This window comes from Rubellimicrobium rubrum (assembly GCF_006152115.1).
GTDB lineage: Bacteria > Pseudomonadota > Alphaproteobacteria > Rhodobacterales > Rhodobacteraceae > Rubellimicrobium > Rubellimicrobium rubrum.
In genome coordinates this window covers 1-21,788 of record NZ_VDFU01000045.1, presented here as the reverse complement: position 1 = coordinate 21,788, position 21,788 = coordinate 1, and the positions used below count along the sequence as shown (strand labels likewise).

The following is a 21,788-nucleotide window of genomic DNA, read 5'->3' as shown; positions in this document are numbered from 1 at the left end:
CTCATGTCGTCTGCTCCTTCAGGATGGGCAGACTCTACGTCACAGCGAGGGAGCTCCCGGGGGGCAGGTCAGTGTCTGAGCTGACCCGGCCGGCGGCTCGCAGGAGCATGCCAGTCCATCTCTCGGTCCAGTCACACCACAGGTAACCATGCCGACGCAGGGCGCCGTTGTAGCTGGACCAGTTCGTCGCGCGGGTGCCGGCGGGGGCAGGTTTGCTCGTGCCCAAGCAGCTAGGGGCCAGAGTCTCTACGCGAGCCTCTGCCCTTCAGGCTTACGCAACAACGCCTGTGGCATCAGAAAGCGCTGGGAGCGGAGTTCTACAAGGCGATAGAGGGCGAGCGACGTTGCAATGCAAAAAGCGCATGCAATGCTGCCGAGGATGAGTTGGAGAGGGACCGAGAGATCAGCAGGAGCGACTTTCGACAAAAGCTGGATGATGTAGGGATGAACGAGATAAAGTGAGTAGGAGGCGTCCCCGAGGAGCACGAGGAGGCCGAGCCTGCCTGAGCGGCTCGGCGCGAAGGCGACAAAGGATGCCATCAGGATCGCCGCCGGCAACGCGCCCGCAAGGAGCCAAGGAACACTTGGGAGGAAGCGGAACAAGATGAAGGTTGCCAATGCAAAGCCAGCGAAGAGTGCACTCCGCCCGGCGAACCAGTGCGGATGCCGATCATAGGCCAGGTAGATGCCAACACCCAACGCGAACTCGATCATCAAAGGGCTGCTGTAGAAGTGCCAGAGCGTGTTGTCGAAGGAAAGGATCCGCCCCAGAGAGACCAAGAGGAGTACCACCATCACTGGCGCGAGAGGCGACCGCAGCCCCAACAACAGACAGGTGGCATAGATCGCGTAGAAGAACATTTCGTAATTTAGCGTCCAGCCTAGGAAAAGTAGTGGCTGGATGGCACCGTTCGGCTTCTCATAGGGGATGAAGAGGAGCGACTTAAAGAGCGTTTCCAGCGTGACACTTGTCGAGTTGAGAAGGGATGGAAGCATCAGGCCGATCATCGCGACCCCAAGGGTCAGGACCCAGTAAAGCGGCACAACCCGAACGAGCCGTCGCCGGCAGAAGTGCCAAGTGCCCCTTGCCGGGTCGGTGGTCAACGCGATGATGAAGCCGCTCAGTACGAAGAAAACGTCCACCCCGGCCGCGCCGAAAGCGAACGGGTTTACCTCATTGCCGAACTCGATCTGGTAGCCGCTTCCGACATGGAACAGCACGACAGCGAAAGCCGCGGCGAAGCGCAGGACCTGCAGCCCCAAGAGCTTGCCGTCGCGACGCCTTCCGACCGGGAGGTCGAACGCCCTAGGCGTGGCGGCCGTTGCTTCGGTCAACTTGGATCCTCCCATCCGATGTCGTCGCGGATGCGCCACTCGAGCTCGGCGGCCATGTGTGCCTGCGCCACGGCGCTAGGATGCCAGTCGCAGCCCAGGTCCTCGGGCTTCAGCTCCCAGCCGAAGCGGATCGGGACGATCTGCTCATCGTCGGCCCGGCGACGCGCCTCGACCGCCGCCTCGATGGCCACCACCGCCGCGTTCTGGTCGTCGGGTCGCAGCATCGGACCCATAGCGGCATAGATCATGGCGGTTGGCGAGGTGGCCCGGATCTCGCCAAGGAGCGCCTCATAGGCGTCGGTGAAGTCTGCCGGCCGGGAACCATCGGCAAAGTCGTTCGTGCCCAAGTGGATCACAACAACATCCGCCGGCGGCAGCGGCGTCGCGGTCGAGGCGGACGGCAGCAGCCGATAAACAAGCTCGGCCATGGTCCGTTGCGTGCTGCCATCGTAATTGCGTACTAGGCCGGCGCCCGAGACAGCCAGCGTGATGATATCGGCATCAAGGTTGCGAGCCGCGACCGCGCCGAACGTGAGGTATTGGTTCTGCAGATCGGCGTCGAACCCGCAATCGGGGCTCAGACCTTCCACGCCGTAGCCTGCTGAGATCGAATCGCCTACCACGAGCAAGCGCCGACGCTCTCCACGTGGCGGCAGGAGTCGGCCATCGGTCACTATGGCCGTCAGCTCTGTACGGCCGAACGCGGCCTCCGTTCGCCGGATCAGCCTAACCACGTGGGTTGATGGCTTGTCGTCGTTAACGACCGTGTAGGTATGCGTGCCTGGTTGAGTCTCGAGCCGCTCTAGCTTTCCATCCACCTCGACCAAAAGATTGTTCTCACCGGCATCGTGGATCGCGACATCGAGCCGCGCGCCCTCAAACCGGATCTCGATCAAGCTGCCGGGCCACTCGGCGGTGATCCTGCCCGGCTCGACATGGAAGCGGCCCACAAGTCGGACGCTCTCGTTCAGAGTGTCCTGCGCCAGCACGGGAAGGGCCGTAATGAACAGGGCAAGCCCAAGTGCCGCAGCTGGCAGCGTTCTGTGGTTCGATACGCCGCGCACTGCGTTCCCTACTGTCGCCCGATCTCTTCATGCCTATCCAGATCCACAATCCCGGATCCAGCGTAATCTACGTAAATTACTAATAGAATTGCTGAACTGCTCGGCCCAAGGGGCTTTTTTGAGCAAGTACTGTAGGACTTCTCTCGTCGGCTGAGCGGGTTAGTGGCTGGGCATGAGCAAGCCTGCACCCCCGACCTACCGCACGACGAACTGGCGCGACTACAACGAGGCCCTGAAACAGCGCGGATCGCTGCTGATCTGGTTTGACCCAGAGATGGACTGGCTGGCGGCCCCGAGTGGCCGACGCGGTCGCCCGGCCATCTTTTCGGATGCTGCGATCCAGGCCTGCCTCACGCTGAAGGCGCTGTTCGGCCGAGCCTTACGCCAGACCACCGGGTTGGTGGCGAGCCTGCTCGAGCTGGCCAAGCTGGAATGGCCTGTGCCGGACTATGGCCTGTGCCGGATTATGGCACGCTGTGCCGCCGCCAGAGCGACCTGACGGTCAGCATGCCGTGCCGTCCCGGGTCAGGCGTTTGGCCCCTTGCATCGACAGCACCGGCATCAAGGCCATGGGCGAAGGCGAGTGGTCGACCCGCAAGCACGGCGCGTCCCGGCCACGCCACTGGGCCAAGGTCCACCTGGGCATCGATGCGCAGACGCTGGGGGTGCGCGCCATCGAGGGTGAGCAGGCGAACGCCACCGGTCCAAGGCAGCCTGCGAACGGGAGCCGCATCGGTGACGCGCCGATGCGTCCCTGGCTACTTGAGCAGATACCACCCGAAGTGGCCATCGGCACGGTCACCGCCGACGGGGCTTACGGCACCCGGGCCACCCATGCCGCCATTGCCGCCCGACAGGCCTGCGCCATCGTTCCGGTGCGCCGCAACGGGCGGCGCAGGACAGGAGACCACACCTGGAGCACAGGTGCAAAACGAGACCCTGCGCGCTACCCGTCGCCTGGGTCGAGGCCTGTGGAAGAGATGGAGCGCCACTCACCGACGAAGTCGGGTGGAGGCCAAGATGCGGTGCCTGAAGCTGCTGGGTGAGCGCCTCATGGCCCGCACCCCCGACAGCCAAACCGCCGAGCTTCAGATCGGTGCCGCCCTCCTCAACCGCTTCACCGCCCTCAGCACGCCCGAGACGACCCGCGTTGCATAGAGCTAAAGGGGGATCATCGGACGCTTACCCTCAGGCCGCTTTGCGAAACAAAGCCCAAAGCCCGATCAGTGTTTCCGCTGTCTGCCAGATAGCCGCCTGAAGATACGGGCCAGGAGCCCCGGTCGGGGCGCTGGGGCCGCGACTGCGGCCGCCGCTTCCACCGTCGTCTGCGGTGTCCGGTGCTGCACTGTCCAGGTCGCGATGTGGTCCATCAGCCCCGGCGACAGGGTGTCATACGGCTCGAGCCCGATCTCGCGCAGCCGCCCGCGCACCTCTTCCATCCGGTTGGGGTCGACGCCCGCCTCGATGGCCGAGGATACAAACGCCGCGAAGCCCGGCTTGGCCCAGCCTTTGCTCTCGAACCGCTCGGGGTGAACGAAAGACAAGCCCTTGAACGGATGGTCCCGCTCCACAGGCCCGTGCATGTGTACGCCGCAGCCCGTGCAAGCGTAGCGCTGTATTAGAGCCGAGGAGTCCACGACCTTCAGCTTATCGCCGTTCTCCAGCACCGTGACCTTGTCTGTCGGTGCCACGGCAACGATCGACATCATCGCCCCGGTGGGCTTCCAGCACTTGGTGCAGCCGCAGACGTGGTTGTGGGCGATCTGCCCCTCGACCCGCACACGCACCGGCCGGTCCGAGCAGGCACAGACCAGAACGCCCCCCGCAAAGTCGGACGCCTCCGGCGCGATCCCATTGTCGAGCGCTGGGTGCAACTTGATGGCCATTCGATACTCCTCCCATAGCGCGGCAGCGTGTCCCCGCCATCCGCTCGATCTTTTCTGCGCCTCCCGGCACGCAAATCCAAGCGGAGGTTACGTGCTGCGCCATAGGACCAAGGCGTTGCAAGGATGAAGATCAAGCGGATCCGCAACCGGGACACCCTGTGGTACTGTCTGGGGCAATCAGGTCGTCCGTCTGATCGGGACCTGGGGCGTGCGGACTTCATCAAGGCCAGCGGTCAGCTGCACCGGGCTCAAAGGCTGGAGACATGACCGTCCCCGCCGCAACCGTCACGCAATCCGATCAGTGCTTGCAGAACGGGACCATCTAGACATGACAGCACCCGTCGGTGGCGAGCCCGTGGGCAGCCTAGGAAGCGGGCCACATTCATCATGTGGCGCTGGATCTTGGTGGGGGAGAAGAGCGCAAGGAGGGCACCTGCGATAAGGATCGCCCGCTCGGTCTTAGGTGGAACGCATCACGCTCTTTCCCGACGGGCCTGCTTTGCGCGGCCTCAGAGCAGGAAGTCTGACGTCGACGGGTCCGTCGGACCCCCGACGGTGATCGCCGCCTCGAAGGCGGCGTCGGCGTCAGCGTTAAGCAGCACGGTCGAGGTGCCGTTCTCCTCGGCCCGCACGAACAGCGAGCCGGCGGCGCGGGAGGCGGCGGCCTCGCTCGCTCGGACCACGAAGGCCTGGTTCCCGGCTGCCGCCGCGTTCGCGTCAATGGCCGACAGGCCAATCCGGTCGCCTCGACCGAAGTCGCGGATCGCGTCGCGGCTCCCCGCCGAGACGCCGGAGTCGGCGAGCACGTTGAAGCGGAACAGATCCGCTCCGCCGCCGCCGAAGAGGATGTCCGCCCCCAGGCCGCCAACGAGGAGGTCAGCGCCCGCAAAGCCCCTGAGGACGTCGCTGCCCGCGCCTCCGACGAGCCGGTTGGCTCCGCCGTCACCGCCGAGGCGGTCGACGAAGCGGCTGCCGATCAGGCCCTCGACGTCAGCGAAGGCGTCACCGGCGGCGGCGCCAGCGTTCCGGCGGTCGTCGAGGAGGCTCGCGGTGATCCCTGCCGCGGCGGCGGCGTAGCTCGCCACATCGAAGCCCTTGCCGCCGTAGATCTGGTCCGCCCCCATGCCGCCAACGAGGAGGTCGGCGCCGGCCATCCCGTGCAGCCGGTCATTCCCGGCGCCGCCGTACACCACGTCGGCCCCCGAGCCGGCGTAGATCCGATCGGCGCCGGCGCCACCGGCGATCGTGTCCGCGCGGTCGGCCGAGGGGGCCTGCGGGTCAAGCCGGTGGATGTCGCCGCGCAGGGACACGACGTAGAGGTTGCCCTCCGCGTCCTCGCCGAAGGAGGAGGGGTGTGCGATCGGGCCACCGACGTCGTACGCGATCTGGCCGGTGCGCTCCGTGCGGATCCAGTCGCCGCTCGCGTCCTGTCGCAGCGTCCAGATCCGGCTGCTGACGAAGTCCGCGAAGATGTACTGGCCGTGCAGGGCGTCGCTCGGGCCGCGGTAGACGTAACCGCCGATGACCGATTCGCCCTCCGAGTGCGGATAGGCGAGGATCGGAGCCGTGGCGTCCGCCGGCGGGGAGCCCGCGAAGGGCTCCGGGCCCTCGAGGAAGTTCCAGCCATAGTTGGCACCGGCCTCGCCGAGGTTGATCTCCTCCCACCTGCCTTCCCCGACATCGGCGATGAACAGCTCGCCCGTGCCGCGGTCGAAGCTGTTGCGGAAGGGGTTACGCAGGCCGAAGGCCCAGATCTCGTCCGCCCCGGCCTGGCCGACGAAGGGGTTGTCGGCCGGAAGGGCGTAGTTGCGCGCCGGGTTGCCCGGGAAGGCGTCAGGGCCGGCGACGTCGAGGCGCAGGATCTTGCCCAGGAGGTTGGAGAGGTCCTGGGCGTTGTCCGCCTGCCCCGCGCCGCCGTCGCCGGTCGCGATGTAGAGATGGCCGTCGGAGCCGAAGTCCATCCAACCGGCCTTGTGGTTGGTGGCGCCGTCCGGCTGATCGATCCGCAGGACCAGCCGTCTGCTCGCCGGGTCCGCTCGATCAGGGTTGGTCGCGGAGACCGTGTACTCGCGGATCTCCGTGTCGCCGGCCGCGCTGGTCAGGTTCACGTAGAACTTGCCGTTGCGGACGAAGTCGCGATGGAACGCGAGGCCGAGCAGCCCCTGCTCGCCCGCCGTCGCCAAGTCGCCGGACAGGTCGAGGAAAGGGGTCACCCCGACGCGGCCGGTGTCGAGATCGAGGATCTTGATGAGTCCCCCCTTCTCCACCACGAACAGGCGCCCGTCGTCCGCGGGAGCTGCGGTCACCAGCACAGGTTGGTCCAGACCGGTCGCGACGCGTGTCGCCTCCATCGCGGTCACGCGCGCCTGCGGGCCGTTCGGGTCGAAGCCGTAGATGAGGTCGTTGCCTGCCGTGCCGCGGAGGAGATTGGAGCCGTTGTTCCCGTACTTCAGCGTTACCTTCGCCATGCGATCCTCCCGATCGAAGCGCCAGCATCTTGGGGGTCAAGGGAGACGGAAACAAGATCCGCCATCGCGGCGTCCCATCGAAAGGGCGGACGACGCTCTGAACGCGGCGGCCATGGCGAAGAACTCCCCGCGCATCTCTCAATGGAGCTTTGTCAGAAGAACTGCGCTTGAGCCGGGCGGGGCGCCAGCTGGCCTCGCCAGGTGACCCAACGCAGCCCGTTCTGGTGCTTCGAGACCTCACCCGAGGTGATCCGCTTGGCGGTGATGCTGTACGTCCGCTTCCCGCTCTCCTTGCGGAACGTTGAAGACTTGCTGCATGAGCGCGATGCCAAGGTAAGCCATGAGACCAAACGAGGCTCTTGGCCGAGCATAGCGCTCGTCACTCCTTGTTCTCGGCCTCCTGGTGCTTGATCGGCGACTTCGACGTCCGGCTGCGGATGGTTTCGACAAAGTCCCGCAGCATATCCTGGACCCCCGATGTGCCCTGGTCCTGCACCGGCCTATAAGCGCCCGTGATGCGTCCCAGCATGTCGAGGGCTTTCAGCTGATCCTTGAGGATGACCTCCACGCCATACCGGGTCTGCCTCACGCCAGCGTAGAGCGGATGCTTGTCATCGACGGTCACATACACCTGCACATCACCTTCTCCATCGCAGCTGGGGCACTCGGGGTTCGGCTCTCGCTTGCGGCTGTAGCCTATGCCGCCGCGGTCGGAGGGCTCCCGCACGAAGGAAGGCAGGCGAGGCCCGCCGAGGGTGCGCTGTGCCTGCTGCCAAGCCGCATGTGCGTCCTCGAACTCGTCTCGGGTGCGCCAGTGATACGCGTGGCCCTGGCCCCAACAGTAGCGACAGGCCGTGTGACGCAGGCCCACCAGGTCCCGAGCGTCGGCCTCCACGATGTCGACACACTCCTGCAGCACGGTGTCGCGCGAGACGCCTGCCTCCTCGGCGATCTGCGCTCCAACCTCGGCGCAAAGCTCGCGCACGCGCGCCGCGACCTTATGAGACCTTATCAGACGCGAGGCGTTGGCGGCAGCCACATTGGGGGTGGCCGCCGTGAAGCCCGCCTCCACGTAGGCGCGCTGTTGAGACAGGCCTTTCGCTACAAGCTGGGCGAAGTGCTCGTGGCGGGGGTTGAGCAGGGGGTTTCTGCTAGAGGTCATGATGTCCACCGTCCACTTGAACAAGCATCTGACGGCGCGGCCCGCCCCTCAAGGCGGGCGCAACGCTTATAGAGGTATAGGGAGAGAGTTGCGCAGCCGTTGAGCGGCGTTGAGCGGGCGCTGCGCAGGCGTTGTTGGCTTCGTTGCGCAGGCGTTGAGCGGGCGTTGCGCTGTTATCTGGCACGACCAGCTCCCGTTGCGCGCTCAATGTGCTTTCGCGCGTTGACACCTCGTCCATGCTCGCCCAGCGTCAGCTCTCCACGAGAGAACAGGGCTTCCATCGCGTTCCGGAGCGCGTGCTTGGTCATGCCTTCGGCTTTCGGCAGAGCTGCAAACACAGTAGGGGCGAAGGACACGCCGGGGCTGGCCGATACGTGTCGGCCCTGGACGGCCCACTCGTCTAGCAGAGCCAGGAAAACCCGCTCGGCCCTGGCATTGGCCGCCAGACGATCGAGCCCGGTCGGCGGTCGTTCGGCAACGAAAACGCCGTCGCGCCAGGTCAGGCTGATCTCGCCACCGATCGGGCCATAGTTGGCCTTCATGGTCCGGAGCCGTCGCCTGTCAGGGTCTGGCTCGCGCGTGCCCTCGGTAATCCGTTCCATGTAGAGGCGAGACCGTACCGAGTTGTTCCAAGCCGTTGAGCCCGACATGCCGGAGCCGGACGAGAGGCCAGAGAGCGACGGGTGGGCCAAGAGCATGACTGCGCACTTTTGCCGGATCGCAAGACCCCTCAGAATACCCACGAACTGGCGCACCTTGGCGCGGTCGTTCTCATTGGCCGGGTACACGTCCGCAAGTGTATCAATCACCACAAGCGCTGGCTGCTCGTTCGTGGCTCGTGCTTCCAGATCTTGGAAGAGAATGGACGCGGTGAGGGCTGGCCCACGCTCTGAGACTAGCAAGGCATCCTCACCGGCCAAGCTGCGCAGCGTGAGGCCGGAGACGTCGTCGTAGTTCCGCACTGTTGCCCGTAGGATTTCGTCCGTGCGCCGATGAAGCTCATCCTCGTCGTCCTCTGCCGAGAGGAAGATGACCCGGCCTTGCGTGACCCTCATTCCGAGCCAGTCGCAGCCCGAAGCCACAGCCACTGCGAGCTGATGGGCAAGGAGCGACTTCCCGGTGCCGCCGTCGCCCGAGAACAGCGTTACGGTCTTATTCGGGACCAAGCCCTCCACCAGCCATTCCCGAGGCGGGACGGCTTTGCTTTGGAGATTGGCCGCCGAGTAGAAGCGGGAGAAGCGTTCGGGTGGAGTAGCAAGGGAAGGATCTGTTCTAGGCTGCCCCGAGGTTTCTTGAAACTCGCGATGAGCATTCATCCGGCCTTCATCGATCGAAGGATGCGCCACTCTCATTCGAGGGCTCTCCGGCGGGCAACCTCGAAGATGCGGCGCTGCTTGGGGCCAGGCAGTCGCTGAAAGGAGGCGAGGCCATAGGCCCAGAGCTCCTCAGGCGAGGCCCAGTAGGCCCAGTCCTCGGCCTCATCCCGTATACTTAGAAGGGGAACCCCCGGCGAGCCGGCGCCTCCATCCTCTAGCTGGACAGCCTCGATGACCATTTGAGCCTCTTCCGGGTCACAGGCTCGCAGAGCCGCCCAGGCGACCTGGCGCCATTCGGACGGGTGCAACACTCGGCGCAGGGTTACCGTAAGAACGTGAAAGCCTGCCGCTGAGCCGCCTACCAGTGCGGTAAAGACCGCCCTGGCGACCAGACGATGCTCGACTTTAGCATGGCAAAGGGAAGGGTTGGCACAGCGGTCGCCGTTTCCTGAGCAACCACATAGAAAAACGTGCGGCATCAGTGCCTCCAAGCGCGTCGCCGGAGACGGAGCAGACCTCTGTTCAGCTTGTAGCTTGAGAGTCTATGCCCCGCCAATTACGGCGGGGTTTCCATCAGGCTTGTGTCGAGGGTCTCGACGCGAGCCAAGCCAGAACCCGGGCCTCATCCCAAGCAACGGCTCGGGCGGAGATCCTCACGGCATGGGGGAAAGTGCCTTCGCTCATCTGCTTATAGATGCTGCTGCGAGAAAGGCCGGTAAGGTCCTCTACGGCTTGGCGCCGAAGAAGCCTCTTAGGGATGAGAGCGGAGTCGATCATCAGGGCACTCTTTGGTCTTGCCAGGATCGGCGTGGATGATGCCCTTGACCTAGCCACGCCCAAGACAGCCGGCATCCGAAACATTAGGCCTCTAATGCTCGGAGGCTGGGCTTACTCCCGCCAGGTGCTTTAACGCCTGATCCAGGATTACGGGCCAGTTCAGCTGCTCCCGCTTCAGCCATATGGCTTCAACAGCATCATAGCTCAGGCTGGTCCTGACCGTCTCCAGAGCCGCTACCATCACGTCGCAAGCGCTTCGTTTCTTTGCTTTGACTTGGGTGGCCTTGGCCCGCATGGGGGTGAAGCCCGCTGCGACGAGCCGCTTGAGTTCTCCGGCAATCAGCGTGTCGCGATGAAGCTTAGCATACCGGTGCTGACCTGTCGGACGTCGCGGGGCTTCCACAAACCCGAGATCGAGCAGAGGCTTGATGTCCCTCAGTGACGGAAGATGCTCATCGGCCACCAGCGTCTCGGCAGCTAGCTTGAGGACAGCAAAAGCATAATGGTCTGTCTTGGCGGACTCGATCAGTTGTTGAACATCGGTGTCCGTCTCGCTCCCAAGCGGCGGCAGGTACTTCGGGTAGTCAAGAAGGCCAGAGAGGAAGTCGGCCTCAGAGTTTGACCACGACTTCTTCAACGTCTCCTGCATCCTGGTCGTAGCGACAGCTGCAGCTGAGTCGAAGGTCAGCTGACCTTTTGAGAGAAGTTTGCCGTATGCTGCGTCCTGCTGAGCGGCTGCATCAAGCCGGTCCAGAAACATCGCGAACGTCAGGTGCTGTTTAGTAGTGTTCACTGGAATTCCCCGCGGGCGCTTACTGCGGCATCAACCCATTCAGTGCGGCACCCCAGTCCTCCATCATTCCCCTACGCTTCTCGAGCTGGTCTCCGCGCCGGTACGCCGCTTCGACGGCGTTGGAGATCTTGTGAGCGAGCGCCACCTCGGCCATCTCGCCGGGATAGCTCGTGTGCTCCGAGACCCAGTCGCGGAAGGTGGAGCGAAGCCCGTGTGGCACAGCGGGGCGCTTCGAGCGTGGGTCTAGGTAGACGCGCGGGCCCGTGGAAGGCTTGCGACCCGCCTTGCGGTCCTGCTCAGCCAAGCGTTTCTCCTCACTTTCCTGCATTCGCCGCATCACGGCCGAGATGGTCATGTCGGAGAGCATGCCCCCGCGCGGCGCAAAGAAGACGTAATGCGAACCCTCCAGGCGGGGCAGGGCGCGTAAGATCGCGACGGCCCCGTCGGTGAGCGGCACCCGGTGATCGCGGGCCATCTTCATGCGAGCGGCGGGCACGGTCCAGAGCTTGGCGTCCAGGTCCACTTCGTCCCAGGTCATGCCCCGCACCTCGCCCGAGCGGGCGGCGGTGAGGGTGAGGACCTGCAGCGCTCGGGCGGCCATGCCCTCGCGGGTCTGCAGGTCCACCCACCAGCGGGGGAGGTCCGAGAAGGCCAGGGCAGGGTGGTTGCCCTTGACCGCCACCTTGCCCGGCTTGGGCAGGAGCTCCGAGAGGTTCCCCGCCCAGCGGGCGGGGTTGTCGCCCTGGCGATGCCCGGCCACCGTGGCCCAGGAGAGCACGGCCTCGATGCGGCCCCGCAGCCGCGACGCCGTCTCGGTCTTAGTCTCCCAGATGGGCTCGAGCACCCGCAGTATGTCCTGACGGGTGATGTCGGCCACGCGCTTGGGGCCGATCACGGGACCGGCATAGGAGTCCAAGGTGGCGCGCCACTGCTTGCGGTGTTTGTCGCTCCGGAACTCCGCCCGCTTCTTCTCGAGGTAGCGCTCCACCGCTTGCGCGAAGGTCAGCACCTCGCGGGCTTCACGCTTCTCATGGAGGGGGTCGCCACCAGACCGGGCCAGCCGCCGGTTGGCTTCGGCCAGCACCCGCGCCTCGGCCAGGGTCACCAGCGAGACGGGCCCGAGCCCCAGGTCGGAGCGCCGGCCCTGGATCACAAGCCGCTGCACCCAGCGCTTGGCGCCCGTGCGGTCGACGAACAGGTACAGACCGTGCCCATCCGCATACCGACCCGGCTCCTTCACACTGCGAACGAACACAGCCGAGAGCGCCTTCTCGGGGTGGGCACCGGACTTCACGCGGCGGGTGTCCGACGAGGGTTGATCCAGCATAGACTCACATCCCACATTTCAACCCACATCTTTAGCTGGATGCGGGTGGAAGTCTATGGACGTGGTTGGACTGAACTAGCCTTATCTTAATAGTAACTTTGGACGCTAGCGGCAGATCTTGGAGGACCTAATGGCAGCCTTCGTCTCCGCCACATAGATTTAAGAAATGTTGTTAACCCATAGGCTTGAATTGGTGACGTGCTGTCCCCCCTCTTCGGTCTCGACCGCTCTTTTTCCAATCCAAGTAAACTGCCATCACGGACGGCATTAGGGTCGGAAGCAGGGCGTCCGATTGGCAGGTAGCGCTCAGGTTTTTGGTCTGATCGGTCTGATTATTTATCAAGCTTCATGTCGAACTCGGCCGAACGACAAACGAAGTTGGCTCCCGACACAACGCAGTGTCGGGGTGATGGTGAGTGAACACGCTTCAACCGATCGGTCCTATCATGTTCTACCTTCGGTGCGTCACAGGCTTCATCATCGGTTTGGCGTTCGGGGCGGCGAGCGCGCTCGCTTTATCGCCTGCTCTGGCAGCCGTCCTTCCGGCCGAGGGGGGCGGTTCGGTGCCTGCGGCCCTGGTCTGGGTGGGGCTCGTCGGCTGCGGCCTTCTCGCTGCCTTTGCTCCAACCATTCGGCGGGCATTTGGCCGGTGTTTTCTTGTCTTGGGTGTCTGTCGCTGATGCTGCCTCTTTCGGCCTTTCTGCTCTCGGGCCGCGCTGCCAGCGAAGTCATGTCCTCGACCTCCCCGGACGGTCAGGCGTTCGCTGCCATTGGGGCCGGACTGGCGGGGGCAGTCTTTACCGGAGTGGCGACCTTCTTCGGGCTTATCCTCGGGTCGGTCGCGGTCATCACCGGCCTTGTTCTCGTGCTGGGCGGTCGTCGCGAAGTCGTCATCGTTGATGCTCCGGCTCAGCGTCTGCTCAGCGCCGCGACCTCCGGTGCCGTAAAGCGCGAGCCGCCCATGACCGCGCCAAGCTCAAAGCCTGCGGCGCCTCGGCTCGGCGGGGTTAGGCGATAGAGCCGACTCGCGTCCTGCGCGCACGCGCGCGAGGCAAAAATGGGGTTGATGCTGAAGGTGCATATCCCGGCCGGTGGGCGCTCCCTAAAGCGCCGAAGTTTTCGAAGCCCCCTGAAGGGCTGCCGTTTGCTCCTGGGTGGTGCCAGGAAGTCCTTACACCCAGAAAGGTTCAAGCAGGGTCTCGTTCTTAAGCACCGGCTTGTAACGTGACTACGAGCAGGACCGTCCGAAAGGGAATACGGGAGACGTGTAGCCCTGCGCCGTGGTTGCATCTACCATCTCGAGAGGCCGAAATGTCGCCAGGAACGCTCCAGCGTCTTCGATGCGGCGGAAGTAGAAGGCTTTGGTGTTGCCCCCGAGCGTATGCCCTAGATGGTCGGTCCAATTGCCTGGACCGATCCGGTCCTGAAGTCAGGCCAGGGCACGTGTCAAGTCGCTCCCCAGTCCATCCGGTGGAATGGCCACCTTGACCCGGATGGGAAGGCTTGGTCGTCGATGTCACGCTGGGGCGTGCTGCGCCGCCTCATGGCTGAAGCACCGAACGCAGCCAGTCATTGGCCTCCCGCATGGACCCGAGCCGCTCACCTGGTAGGGTGGCCCGGCACGTCCGGCAGTAGTGCCCGCTGGAATAGGCCGGCTGCAGGCCACCTGATCCATCGATCACCTCTTTTAGGATGACGGCCATGTCCGCCCAGTCCTCGACGCCGTCCCACAGATGACCGCAAGCGAGATAGGGAAACGGGTCATCTGAGTCGGCGTCACTCTCGATAGGAACAGGGTAGGGCTGAGAACAAGACGAGAACAAGCGCTTCCTATCAGTTTTAGGACTTCACCACCAGCAGTCCGATTGGCCCGGGCCGCTCGACGTGCCAGCCGCCGCAGACGCGCACTCGGAGAGTCGTTGCCTCGGCCGCCGTTTCAGCAATCGTCGTGCTCGCTTATGTCGGGGGAGTCAGCCAGTCGGGGGTGGGCGCAATGTGTGTATCTGGCTATCTTCGCGCTCCTGCTAGCGGTGCAGCTGGTGCTGACAGCCGCATACACGAGTTGGTAAGCCATCGTGAATAGTTTTTGCTTCGGCTTCGACCACGATCGATGGGATGGACAGCACAATGACGCGCACAAGGCGCTCCTTGGCCGGCAGGGGCACCGCGGCCACAACTCCTGACAGCCGGTCCAGCACCTTGGGCTTTGATCTCACTAAGGTGGCGCAATGAGCCTGCCTATCGCGACGCCATCCGTGATCGTCTACTCTAGGAATACGATCTATCACGATCACAAGGTATCGGGTCGTCTTACGGGCTACGATCCAGAGAACCAACCAGTGCTCTTCACCTTGGCGGATGAAGGTGCGCCCCTGCACGGTACGGTCACCATCAAAGCGGACGGGACGTTTATCTACGAGCCGGATATAGGCTACTATGGGTCCGACAGCTTCTCGTTCACAATTACAGACGCAGAAGGTGGGACAGCCTCTGCGACGGTTTCCGTTACCGTAGCCACGGAAGCGCCAACTACTGTTGCCGGTGCCAAAGGGCACGACATTCTGATTGGCGGCAGCGCTGCCAATTTCATCAACGGCGCTGCAGGCAATGACCACATCATGGGTGGTTTCGGTTCGGACAGTCTGTATGGCGGCGCCGGGGACGACTGGTTGGAAGGAAACGGCAGCCGAGCCGTGGAGCATCGCGCTGACACCCTGATTGGCGGTGCTGGCAACGACACCCTCGACGGCTCTTTAGGCTCAGGCAATGACTTGCTGATTGGTGGCACGGGGAATGACCTCTACCTCCTGCATATCAACTGGTATGAAAGAGACGGCACCCGCATCGTAGAAGCGGCTAACGCCGGTGTGGACGAGTTGCGGCTGCAGGGAGATGAGGCGCGCTACAGCATGCCGGCCAATATCGAGAATGGCGTCATCCTTGCAGGCTCTCAAACTACGACGCTCGTCGGCAATGGGTTGTCAAACCATCTACGCATCATGAGCAGCGAGTCGGCAAATAATCTCCAAGGCGGGGCTGGTAACGACACGTTGCATGGCGGCTCGAACCGCGACGTCCTCATTGGGGGTACCGGACACGACTGGCTACAAGCCGGTAGGGGGGCCGATAACTATTGGGTCGACTCCGCTAGCGATGTCGTCTTGGAGTTGGACGGCGAGGGAACGGATACAGTTCATTCGTCGATCAGCCGTACTTTGGACGAGAACGCCGAGCATCTGCGCCTCATCGGAGATGGCGACCTGCACGGAACTGGCAACGAGCTCAACAATGTCATTGAAGGTAATGACGGGGGCAATCGCCTCTCGGGTCTTGAAGGAAGTGACACGCTCTTTGGCGGGGCCGGCAACGATCGGCTCGATGGCGGGGAAGACACGGACCGGCTCGAGGGTGGGACGGGCAACGATACCTACCTCCTGACCGCGGCGGGCGACAGGTTCGTGGAGGCGGCCAGGGCCGGCACGGATGAGGTGCGGGCTTCCATAAGCGTCAGGGCCCTGGCTGATAACGTCGAGAACCTGGTGCTCTCAGGCTTGCTGGCGGTGAACGGCACGGGCAACGGCCTGGCCAATCTGATTACCGGAAGCGGGATCGCCAACACCTTGTCCGGTCTGGCCGGCAACGACACGCTCTTGGGCTTGGGGGCAGCCGACCGGCTCATCGGCGGAGCAGGCAACGACCGCCTGGTCGGCGGGGCGGCCGTGGACAGCCTGACGGGGGCCCTGGGCAACGACATCTTTGTGTTTGCAAGGCGGAGCGAGGCAGGGGACGTCATCAACGATTTTCGCAACCAGTCGGGCGACAACGACCGCTTTGAGCTTGCGGCTTTCGCTTTCGGGCCTGGGCTCGTGGCGGGGACAGCTGTCACAGCTGCGCAGTTCCAGATCCTCCAGACCGGCACCGTGAACGCGACTGCCGCGAGCACGAGCCAGGTGCGCTTCATTTGGGAGCAGGACGACGAGCGGCTTTGGTCGGACATCAACGGCAGCAACACGGGCGGGCTCACGCTGCTCGCGGACCTGCAGGACGGGGCGAACTTGGAACGGGGAGACTTGATCCTAGTGTGAGAGAACGGACGGTCTGGGCCCGATGATCGAAGTGGCTGGCGCTCTCAATGTGACCAAATCACGCGACGGGCGTTTCCAAAGAAGCGACCTGCCGATCTCGCGCATCCGATCGGCCACGGCCTCGAAGCGCCCGGACAACTCGGCGAAGGGCGGCGGGAAATAGAGCCGCCCCATTAGCATGATGGCAACGGGGTTTCAGCCAGGGGGCGACCTACTAGTAATGGCCTCTGCGCCCGTCGCAACAGTGCGTTTCAGACTGGAGCATTGACGTCCCTGTCCTGTGGCTCTCCTCTGGCGGCGGGCCCATGACCCACGGTCCGACACGCGTCGCCTCCGTCGGGATGCCAATCACTCCATCCGCATCTGCTAACAAGGGAGGACATGACAATATTGGGCACGGATGGGAATGACACCCTGCTGGGCGGAGAGGGTCATGACTGGATCGAAGGTGACGCGGGCCATGATGTCCTGAACGGCTACGCCGGCGACGACGCTCTCTTCGGCGGGGTCGGCAACGATCGGTTGATTTCGGGGATTGGCCTCTACGACGTGCTCGATGGTGGCGAGGGAGATGACCGACTTGACGCCAGAGGTTCGGTGTATGCGGACCTCTACGGAGGTGCTGGCAATGACGTCTATATCTTGGACCAGTTCTTCAGGAGCAGTCACACTATTCGCGAGGCGTTGGGGGGCGGCGTCGACCAGCTAAATGTGGACGTTTACTCCATCGACCTACCCGAGAATGTTGAGAACCTTGTCATGATGGGTAACAATGCCGAGGAAGCCTACGGCAATGCTCTGTCGAACGTCATGACGGGTAACAGCCGCGACAACTATTTACGTGGTGGCGGCGGCAACGACACGATTTACGGTGGCGGCGGGGACGACTATTTGCAGGCCATCGGCCAAAGCAGACTGGTGGGCGGCGCCGGCAATGACGTCTATCAGATTGTCTCCGGCAGTCCTGTGCTCGTCGAAGTCGCGGGTGAAGGGGTCGATACGGTCTTAGCCCGTGTCAGCGTGGCGCTGGACGCAGAGATTGAGAGACTCGACTTTTCCCTGGCATATGCTGGGACGCTGATAGGAATTGGCAACGCGTCCCACAACACGATGACAGGCCACCGGGGTAGCGACTCTCTGTATGGCGGACACGGAAACGACACCCTTCTCGGCGGCGACGGCAATGACCGGCTGGATGGAGACCAGGGTGACGATCACCTAATCGACTTCGATACCTCCCATGGGTCCGAAGGGGGTCAAGACTACTTCTATGGCGGAGCCGGGAACGATCGCCTCGATGCGGGCTCTGGGAACGATCACCTTGAGGGAGGGACGGGAGACGACACCTACATCTTGGCTGCGGCGGGCGACACGGTTGTCGAGGCCGTCGGGGGTGGAACGGATCGGGTCGAGGCTGTCTACAGCTATAGGCTTGCGGCCAATATAGAGGATTTGGTCCTTCTCTGGTCGGCCCCTTCGGGCACCGGCAACGCGCTGGACAATCAGCTCATTGGTAACAGGACCGACAACATGCTTTTGGGCCAAGGCGGTAACGATACGCTTTTTGGCGAGGCGGGGCATGACACCCTGGACGGCGGTGAGGGAGCCGACCTGCTGGAGGGCGGCTCGGGTAATGACAGCTATGTCCTACAGGTTGCCGAGGATACCATTGTAGAGGTCGCAGGCGGGGGCAGGGACGAGGTCCGCGCGGGCACGAGCTACACGCTCGGAGGCAACCTGGAATTTCTTAAGTTGACTGGAACCGCGGATCTCAAGGGCACGGGCAACGAACTGGCAAACCGTCTCACCGGCAATGCCGGACTCAATGTCCTGATGGGCGAGGCAGGTAACGACACCCTTCTTGGTGGGGCAGGCAACGACATCTTGGAAGGCGGAGCCGGCAGCGACCGGTTGGAAGGTGGAACTGGCAGTGACACCTACTTCGCTCAAGTTGGCGACGTGCTCGTGGAGGCTGCGGGAAGCGGCATAGCCGACTTCGTGCGCTCGTCCTCTCACTGGAAGCTAGTGGCCAACTTCGAGAACTTGGAACTTATGGGCATGGCGGCACTCAATGGCACGGGGAACGGGATCGCGAACCGTCTAACTGGGAACGGCGCGTCTAACCTCCTAAGGGGCGGGGCAGGCAACGACCGCCTTCTCGGCCAAGCGGGCTACGACCGCCTTAACGGCGAGATAGGTCAGGACAAACTGACAGGCGGCGTGGGCAACGACGTCTTCGTGTTCACGAGCCGCGCGGAAGCTAAGGACGTCATCACCGATTTCCACAACACCTCGGGCGACAACGACCGCTTCCACATCAACGCAGCAGCGTTCGGTGGTGGACTCGTTGGCGGAAGGCAGGCTTCGGCCTCTCAATTCCAGATGGCCAACGACAACGTCCTGCAGGGCACAGCCGAGGCGAACTTCCGCTTCATATTCGAGGTGGACGCGACGAAGCTCTGGTTCGACAGCAACGGCAGCGGTGCGGGCGGGCTGGTGCTGGTGGCCGACCTGCAGGCGGGGGCCACCGTGACAGCAGGGGATATCTGGCTGGTGTAAGGGCACGCTGAGGAGGCTTGCTGGCTCACGCCTCCTCTCATTTCTCAGCCCTTGGCTGGACTTCAGATGTGTCCTGTTCGCGTTCTCGAACAGACCTGACTTGGCCCAGAGAGTGGGTCAACGTTCCTCCGGTGAGGTTCCAGTTCTGCCCCTTCTGGTGCAGACCAGGAGTCCAGCGAGTCTGCTACACCCGCCACTTCTGCTACATGGTCAGCAACGCCACGGTCCCATGTAGCAGAAGTAGCGGGTGTAGCAGAGCGGCGCTGGTCGCGGCTTGACCTCGCCTCACCCAGTGCCCGTCTTACTTGTGCACAGGCGATGAGGCCATCCGGTCGCTGGCTCAGGTTGTATAGCTTCGCTGTCGCTTAGCCCGGAGCAGACGCCGGAGGGCCAGTGTGGCCTCTGCCGGGCAGTGTCAGGCAAACCTGGCTTGAGCAGGGCAGGGGGTCTGCCTACCCTCCCCGGATGACGCAACGCAGTCCGTTCCGCTATTTCAAGACCTGGCCCGAAGTGATCCGCCTCGCGGTGATGATATGTACGTCCGGTGCCCCTTGTCGCTCCGGAATGTCGAGGACCTGCTGCATGAGCGCGGGATTGAAGTGAGTCACGAGACCGTGCGCTTCTGGTGGAACAGGTTCGGCCCGATGTTCGCTGCCGAGATCCGGAGAAAGCGGGTGAGCCAGATGCGGACCTCCCGCTGGAGGTGGCATTTCGACGAGGTCTTCGTGAAGATCAACGGCGTGCAGCACTACCTCTGGCGGGCGGTGGACTACGAAGGCGAGGTGCTCGAGGCCTATGTCTCCTAGATCAGAGATAGGCAGGCAGCCCTCAAGTTCTTGCGCAAAGTCATGAAGCGACGTGGCCGAGCCGAGGAGTTCTCGATCACTGGGCTTCGCTCTTATGGAGCCGCGTTGAAGGAGATCGGGGCTGACGATCGGCAGGTCACCGGAGGGTGGGCAGACAGCCTGGTCGAGAACTCACGCCAGCCATTTCGAAAGCGAGAGCGGGTCATGCAGCGCTTCCAGCGCCTTCACTGGCTCCGGAAGCTCGCGTCAATCCACTGCTCAGTTCGCAACCGCGTCAACTCCTATCGGATCCTCTCCAGCCGCGACGTCTACAACATGAAGAGGCCCGCCGCTCTCGCCGAGTGGCGGCAGCTCTGCGCTGCCTCAAGTCGGGTGCCTCTGCTCAAACAAAAACTGGTTCGCATTTGTCTGATACTTTCGTTGACGGTCTTGGGTGCTCCATGGAAGCAGCGTCGGTAAATTCGTTCTTATCCGGTTGCCGAGTCCCACGTCGGGCTTGTGCCCGTTCGGGGGAAAGATGGCCAAAATTGCATTTTATGCGTTAGGGTACGATGTCTCCAGTGCAATCGACCTAATAAGTTACTTTGATGAGAGCACCCTCGTTCAATCGTCGTCGTCCCAAGTCACGGTGGATAGCATATCGTTCCGCTTCATCGTGACGGGCACCGGCCTGGTTGCATCTGGCACGGGTGGTGGAGTGCAGTTGACCGGGGGTACCATCACCCAAATTCGAGTCAGGGGATTCGGCCCTGAAAGCTCGTCTCCGATTTTCACAATCTCCGATCTGAACGAACCATCGTCGCTTCTGACTGGCGAGATCTGGAAGAACCTTTACGCGCTAGACTGGTTCTTTGAAGGAGGCCCCAACTCGGATACGTTCGGTTCGAGCTGGCACACCGGTGACATCACCATCCATCTGCATGCCGGCAGCGATGTCGGGTCTGGTTCGTCCGGCAATGACACGATCTACGGGGGCAGTGGGGACGACCGTCTTTATGGGCAAGGCGGGGCGGATTTGCTCTACGGCGGAAAGGACGGGGGCTCCCTTTTCGGCGGAGAGGGTGAAGACCGCATCCATGTCGAAGACGGGTGGGCCGAAGTCTTTGCCGGCTCAGGCAATGACCGGATCTGGGCCGGCTCGACGCCGATGGCCGCCGACCTGCATGGTGACGCCGGCAATGACACGTTCTACTTCGGTGTCGGCTCGAACATGGCCTATGGAGGAGCCGGTAATGACTGGTTCAATGGCGGCTCCGGCTACCTTCACGCAAGGGGCGGAGACGGCGACGATCGTATGGACGGCGGAGGCTGGGTTGACCTCCTGCAGGGTGAGGCCGGCAATGACCTCATCATCGGCGGGACGGGCGAGGACTGTCTTTTCGGCGGCGCGGGACAAGATAAGGTCCTCGGGGGCTCAGAGAACGACATCCTGAGCGGTGGCTTTCAGAACGACAACTTGGCGGGCGATGCGGGCATGGACACGCTTGCTGGTGATAGTGGAGACGACCAGCTCCGCGGCGGGACAGGCGACGACGAGCTGCGTTCGGGCACTGGGAATGACCGGCTGATCGGCGGTGCTGGCAAGGACCTCCTTTTTGGCGGCGGCGACGACAAGGGCGACCACTTCGTCTTCGACTGGCGCAGCGACAGCCGTGTCGGCGGGGGCCGTGACCTGATTTTCAACTTCACGAAGGGCTCCGACACGATCGATCTTGAGGGCATCGACTGCCGTCCTGCGTCCGACGTCGACAACGACTTTGCCTGGTCGGGAAAGACCTCGGCCAACTATTCGGTCTGGTTCGAGGTCGTCGAGCTCGGCATCCTGGTGCGAGCGGACGTGACAGGCGACGCCAAGGCCGACTTTGAAGTCTTGGTGAAGGGCCTCACCTCGATCAGTTCTGGGGACTTCGACCTCTAGTCGAGATACCCCCCCGAATGCCCGTAGTAGGCGGCCCGATCTGCATGATGGCGGCGGAGCGGGCGCTCAATGTGGCGAAGGGGCGGGTGGAAGTTTCCGGAGCGGCTTCTGCGCCCCGAAACGGTCCCGTGAAACAGACCCAGCTGGAGCGGGGCAGAGGGCCAGTTACCTTCTCCCTCACAAGCCGACGCAGCCCCTTCCGCTACTTCTGTACTGAATTCGAGATCAGCCGCCAGCGCACATGGTCATCAATCCCGACGCAATCTGGCGTCGAGCTTGCCTGCCTCCCGCT

The 21,788-nt window shown here is 63.3% G+C and carries 15 protein-coding genes and 3 pseudogenes; 7 read left to right on the top strand and 11 right to left on the bottom strand.

Going from position 1 to position 21,788, the window contains the following annotated elements:
• Positions 1-246: 246 nt before the first annotated feature.
• Together FHG66_RS19935 and FHG66_RS19930 are read right to left on the bottom strand one after the other, a co-directional pair.
• On the bottom strand, positions 247-1,335 hold the full coding sequence (locus tag FHG66_RS19935) for an acyltransferase family protein (protein WP_176556365.1): 1,089 nt from the start codon (positions 1,333-1,335) through the stop codon (positions 247-249).
• Entirely contained in the window at positions 1,332-2,399 is a 1,068-nt protein-coding gene (locus FHG66_RS19930; RefSeq protein ID WP_139078878.1) for an SGNH/GDSL hydrolase family protein, read from the bottom strand. Before FHG66_RS19930 ends, FHG66_RS19935 begins: the two co-directional genes overlap by 4 nt.
• A 172-nt stretch (positions 2,400-2,571) precedes the next feature.
• On the opposite strand from FHG66_RS19930, the pseudogene FHG66_RS19925 reads away from it, so the two are divergent.
• Positions 2,572-3,557: pseudogene (locus tag FHG66_RS19925) on the top strand (IS5 family transposase).
• Positions 3,558-3,622: 65 nt separating this feature from the next.
• On the opposite strand, the gene gfa reads toward FHG66_RS19925, so the two are convergent.
• Together gfa and FHG66_RS19915 are read right to left on the bottom strand one after the other, a co-directional pair.
• A complete protein-coding gene (gene gfa, locus FHG66_RS19920; protein ID WP_139078877.1) occupies positions 3,623-4,285 on the bottom strand; it encodes an S-(hydroxymethyl)glutathione synthase in 663 nt (220 codons plus the stop codon).
• Positions 4,286-4,794: 509 nt separating this feature from the next.
• Positions 4,795-6,753: a PQQ-dependent sugar dehydrogenase gene (locus FHG66_RS19915; RefSeq protein WP_139078875.1), complete on the bottom strand. Its 1,959-nt coding sequence runs from the start codon at positions 6,751-6,753 to the stop codon at positions 4,795-4,797.
• Positions 6,754-6,954: 201 nt separating this feature from the next.
• On the opposite strand from FHG66_RS19915, the pseudogene FHG66_RS22485 reads away from it, so the two are divergent.
• Positions 6,955-7,101 (top strand): annotated as a pseudogene (locus FHG66_RS22485) (IS6 family transposase); the annotation flags it as partial.
• Between the two features lie 31 nt (positions 7,102-7,132).
• Here FHG66_RS22485 and FHG66_RS19905 read toward each other — a convergent pair.
• The 6 genes from FHG66_RS19905 to FHG66_RS19880 all read right to left on the bottom strand — a co-directional run bounded on the left by FHG66_RS19905 (position 7,133) and on the right by FHG66_RS19880 (position 12,128).
• Positions 7,133-7,915, bottom strand: coding sequence for a terminase small subunit (locus tag FHG66_RS19905; RefSeq protein ID WP_139078873.1), 783 nt, complete (start codon positions 7,913-7,915; stop codon positions 7,133-7,135).
• A gap of 173 nt (positions 7,916-8,088) precedes the next feature.
• Entirely contained in the window at positions 8,089-9,231 is a 1,143-nt protein-coding gene (locus FHG66_RS19900; protein ID WP_176556364.1) for an AAA family ATPase, read from the bottom strand.
• Positions 9,232-9,263: 32 nt separating this feature from the next.
• Complete coding sequence (locus tag FHG66_RS19895) at positions 9,264-9,470, bottom strand: hypothetical protein (RefSeq protein ID WP_139078869.1); 207 nt, start codon at positions 9,468-9,470, stop codon at positions 9,264-9,266.
• A 334-nt stretch (positions 9,471-9,804) separates the two neighbouring features.
• Entirely contained in the window at positions 9,805-10,008 is a 204-nt protein-coding gene (locus tag FHG66_RS19890; RefSeq protein WP_139078867.1) for a helix-turn-helix transcriptional regulator, read from the bottom strand.
• 91 nt (positions 10,009-10,099) lie between these two features.
• Positions 10,100-10,801 carry a hypothetical protein gene (locus tag FHG66_RS19885; protein WP_139078865.1) on the bottom strand — a complete coding sequence of 234 codons (702 nt, stop codon included), beginning with the start codon at positions 10,799-10,801 and terminating at the stop codon, positions 10,100-10,102.
• Positions 10,802-10,820: 19 nt separating this feature from the next.
• Entirely contained in the window at positions 10,821-12,128 is a 1,308-nt protein-coding gene (locus tag FHG66_RS19880) for a tyrosine-type recombinase/integrase (RefSeq protein WP_139078863.1), read from the bottom strand.
• 679 nt (positions 12,129-12,807) lie between these two features.
• Here FHG66_RS19880 and FHG66_RS19875 point away from each other — a divergent pair.
• Complete coding sequence (locus FHG66_RS19875) at positions 12,808-13,146, top strand: hypothetical protein (protein ID WP_139078862.1); 339 nt, start codon at positions 12,808-12,810, stop codon at positions 13,144-13,146.
• 523 nt (positions 13,147-13,669) lie between these two features.
• On the opposite strand, the gene FHG66_RS21760 is transcribed toward FHG66_RS19875, so the two are convergent.
• Positions 13,670-13,831 (bottom strand): hypothetical protein, encoded by a 162-nt coding sequence (locus FHG66_RS21760; protein WP_176556363.1) that lies wholly within the window; start codon positions 13,829-13,831, stop codon positions 13,670-13,672.
• 525 nt (positions 13,832-14,356) lie between these two features.
• Between FHG66_RS21760 and FHG66_RS19870 the strand changes: the two genes are divergently transcribed.
• From FHG66_RS19870 to FHG66_RS19855, 4 genes and pseudogenes are all read left to right on the top strand, one after another.
• Entirely contained in the window at positions 14,357-16,213 is a 1,857-nt protein-coding gene (locus FHG66_RS19870) for an Ig-like domain-containing protein (RefSeq protein WP_139078860.1), read from the top strand.
• A 381-nt stretch (positions 16,214-16,594) separates the two neighbouring features.
• Positions 16,595-18,772, top strand: coding sequence for a calcium-binding protein (locus FHG66_RS19865; RefSeq protein ID WP_139078858.1), 2,178 nt, complete (start codon positions 16,595-16,597; stop codon positions 18,770-18,772).
• A 465-nt stretch (positions 18,773-19,237) separates the two neighbouring features.
• Positions 19,238-19,941, top strand: a pseudogene (locus FHG66_RS19860) (IS6 family transposase); the annotation flags it as partial.
• Between the two features lie 154 nt (positions 19,942-20,095).
• The gene (locus FHG66_RS19855) at positions 20,096-21,496 is read left to right on the top strand and encodes a calcium-binding protein (RefSeq protein WP_139078856.1); all 1,401 of its coding nucleotides are present in this window, start codon (positions 20,096-20,098) and stop codon (positions 21,494-21,496) included.
• The last annotated feature ends 292 nt before the right edge of the window (positions 21,497-21,788 follow it).

Bases quoted from the DNA above. Each gene is read 5' to 3' on its own strand.
- gfa (WP_139078877.1), bottom strand. From the start codon at position 4,285: ATGGCCATCAAGTTGCACCCAGCGCTCGACAATGGGATCGCGCCGGAG.
- FHG66_RS19915 (WP_139078875.1), bottom strand. From the start codon at position 6,753: ATGGCGAAGGTAACGCTGAAGTACGGGAACAACGGCTCCAATCTCCTC.
- FHG66_RS19905 (WP_139078873.1), bottom strand. From the start codon at position 7,915: ATGACCTCTAGCAGAAACCCCCTGCTCAACCCCCGCCACGAGCACTTC.
- FHG66_RS19900 (WP_176556364.1), bottom strand. From the start codon at position 9,231: ATGAATGCTCATCGCGAGTTTCAAGAAACCTCGGGGCAGCCTAGAACA.
- FHG66_RS19895 (WP_139078869.1), bottom strand. From the start codon at position 9,470: ATGGTCATCGAGGCTGTCCAGCTAGAGGATGGAGGCGCCGGCTCGCCG.
- FHG66_RS19890 (WP_139078867.1), bottom strand. From the start codon at position 10,008: ATGATCGACTCCGCTCTCATCCCTAAGAGGCTTCTTCGGCGCCAAGCC.
- FHG66_RS19880 (WP_139078863.1), bottom strand. From the start codon at position 12,128: ATGCTGGATCAACCCTCGTCGGACACCCGCCGCGTGAAGTCCGGTGCC.
- FHG66_RS19875 (WP_139078862.1), top strand. From the start codon at position 12,808: ATGCTGCCTCTTTCGGCCTTTCTGCTCTCGGGCCGCGCTGCCAGCGAA.
- FHG66_RS21760 (WP_176556363.1), bottom strand. From the start codon at position 13,831: ATGGCCGTCATCCTAAAAGAGGTGATCGATGGATCAGGTGGCCTGCAG.
- FHG66_RS19870 (WP_139078860.1), top strand. From the start codon at position 14,357: ATGAGCCTGCCTATCGCGACGCCATCCGTGATCGTCTACTCTAGGAAT.
- FHG66_RS19865 (WP_139078858.1), top strand. From the start codon at position 16,595: ATGACAATATTGGGCACGGATGGGAATGACACCCTGCTGGGCGGAGAG.
- FHG66_RS19855 (WP_139078856.1), top strand. From the start codon at position 20,096: ATGGCCAAAATTGCATTTTATGCGTTAGGGTACGATGTCTCCAGTGCA.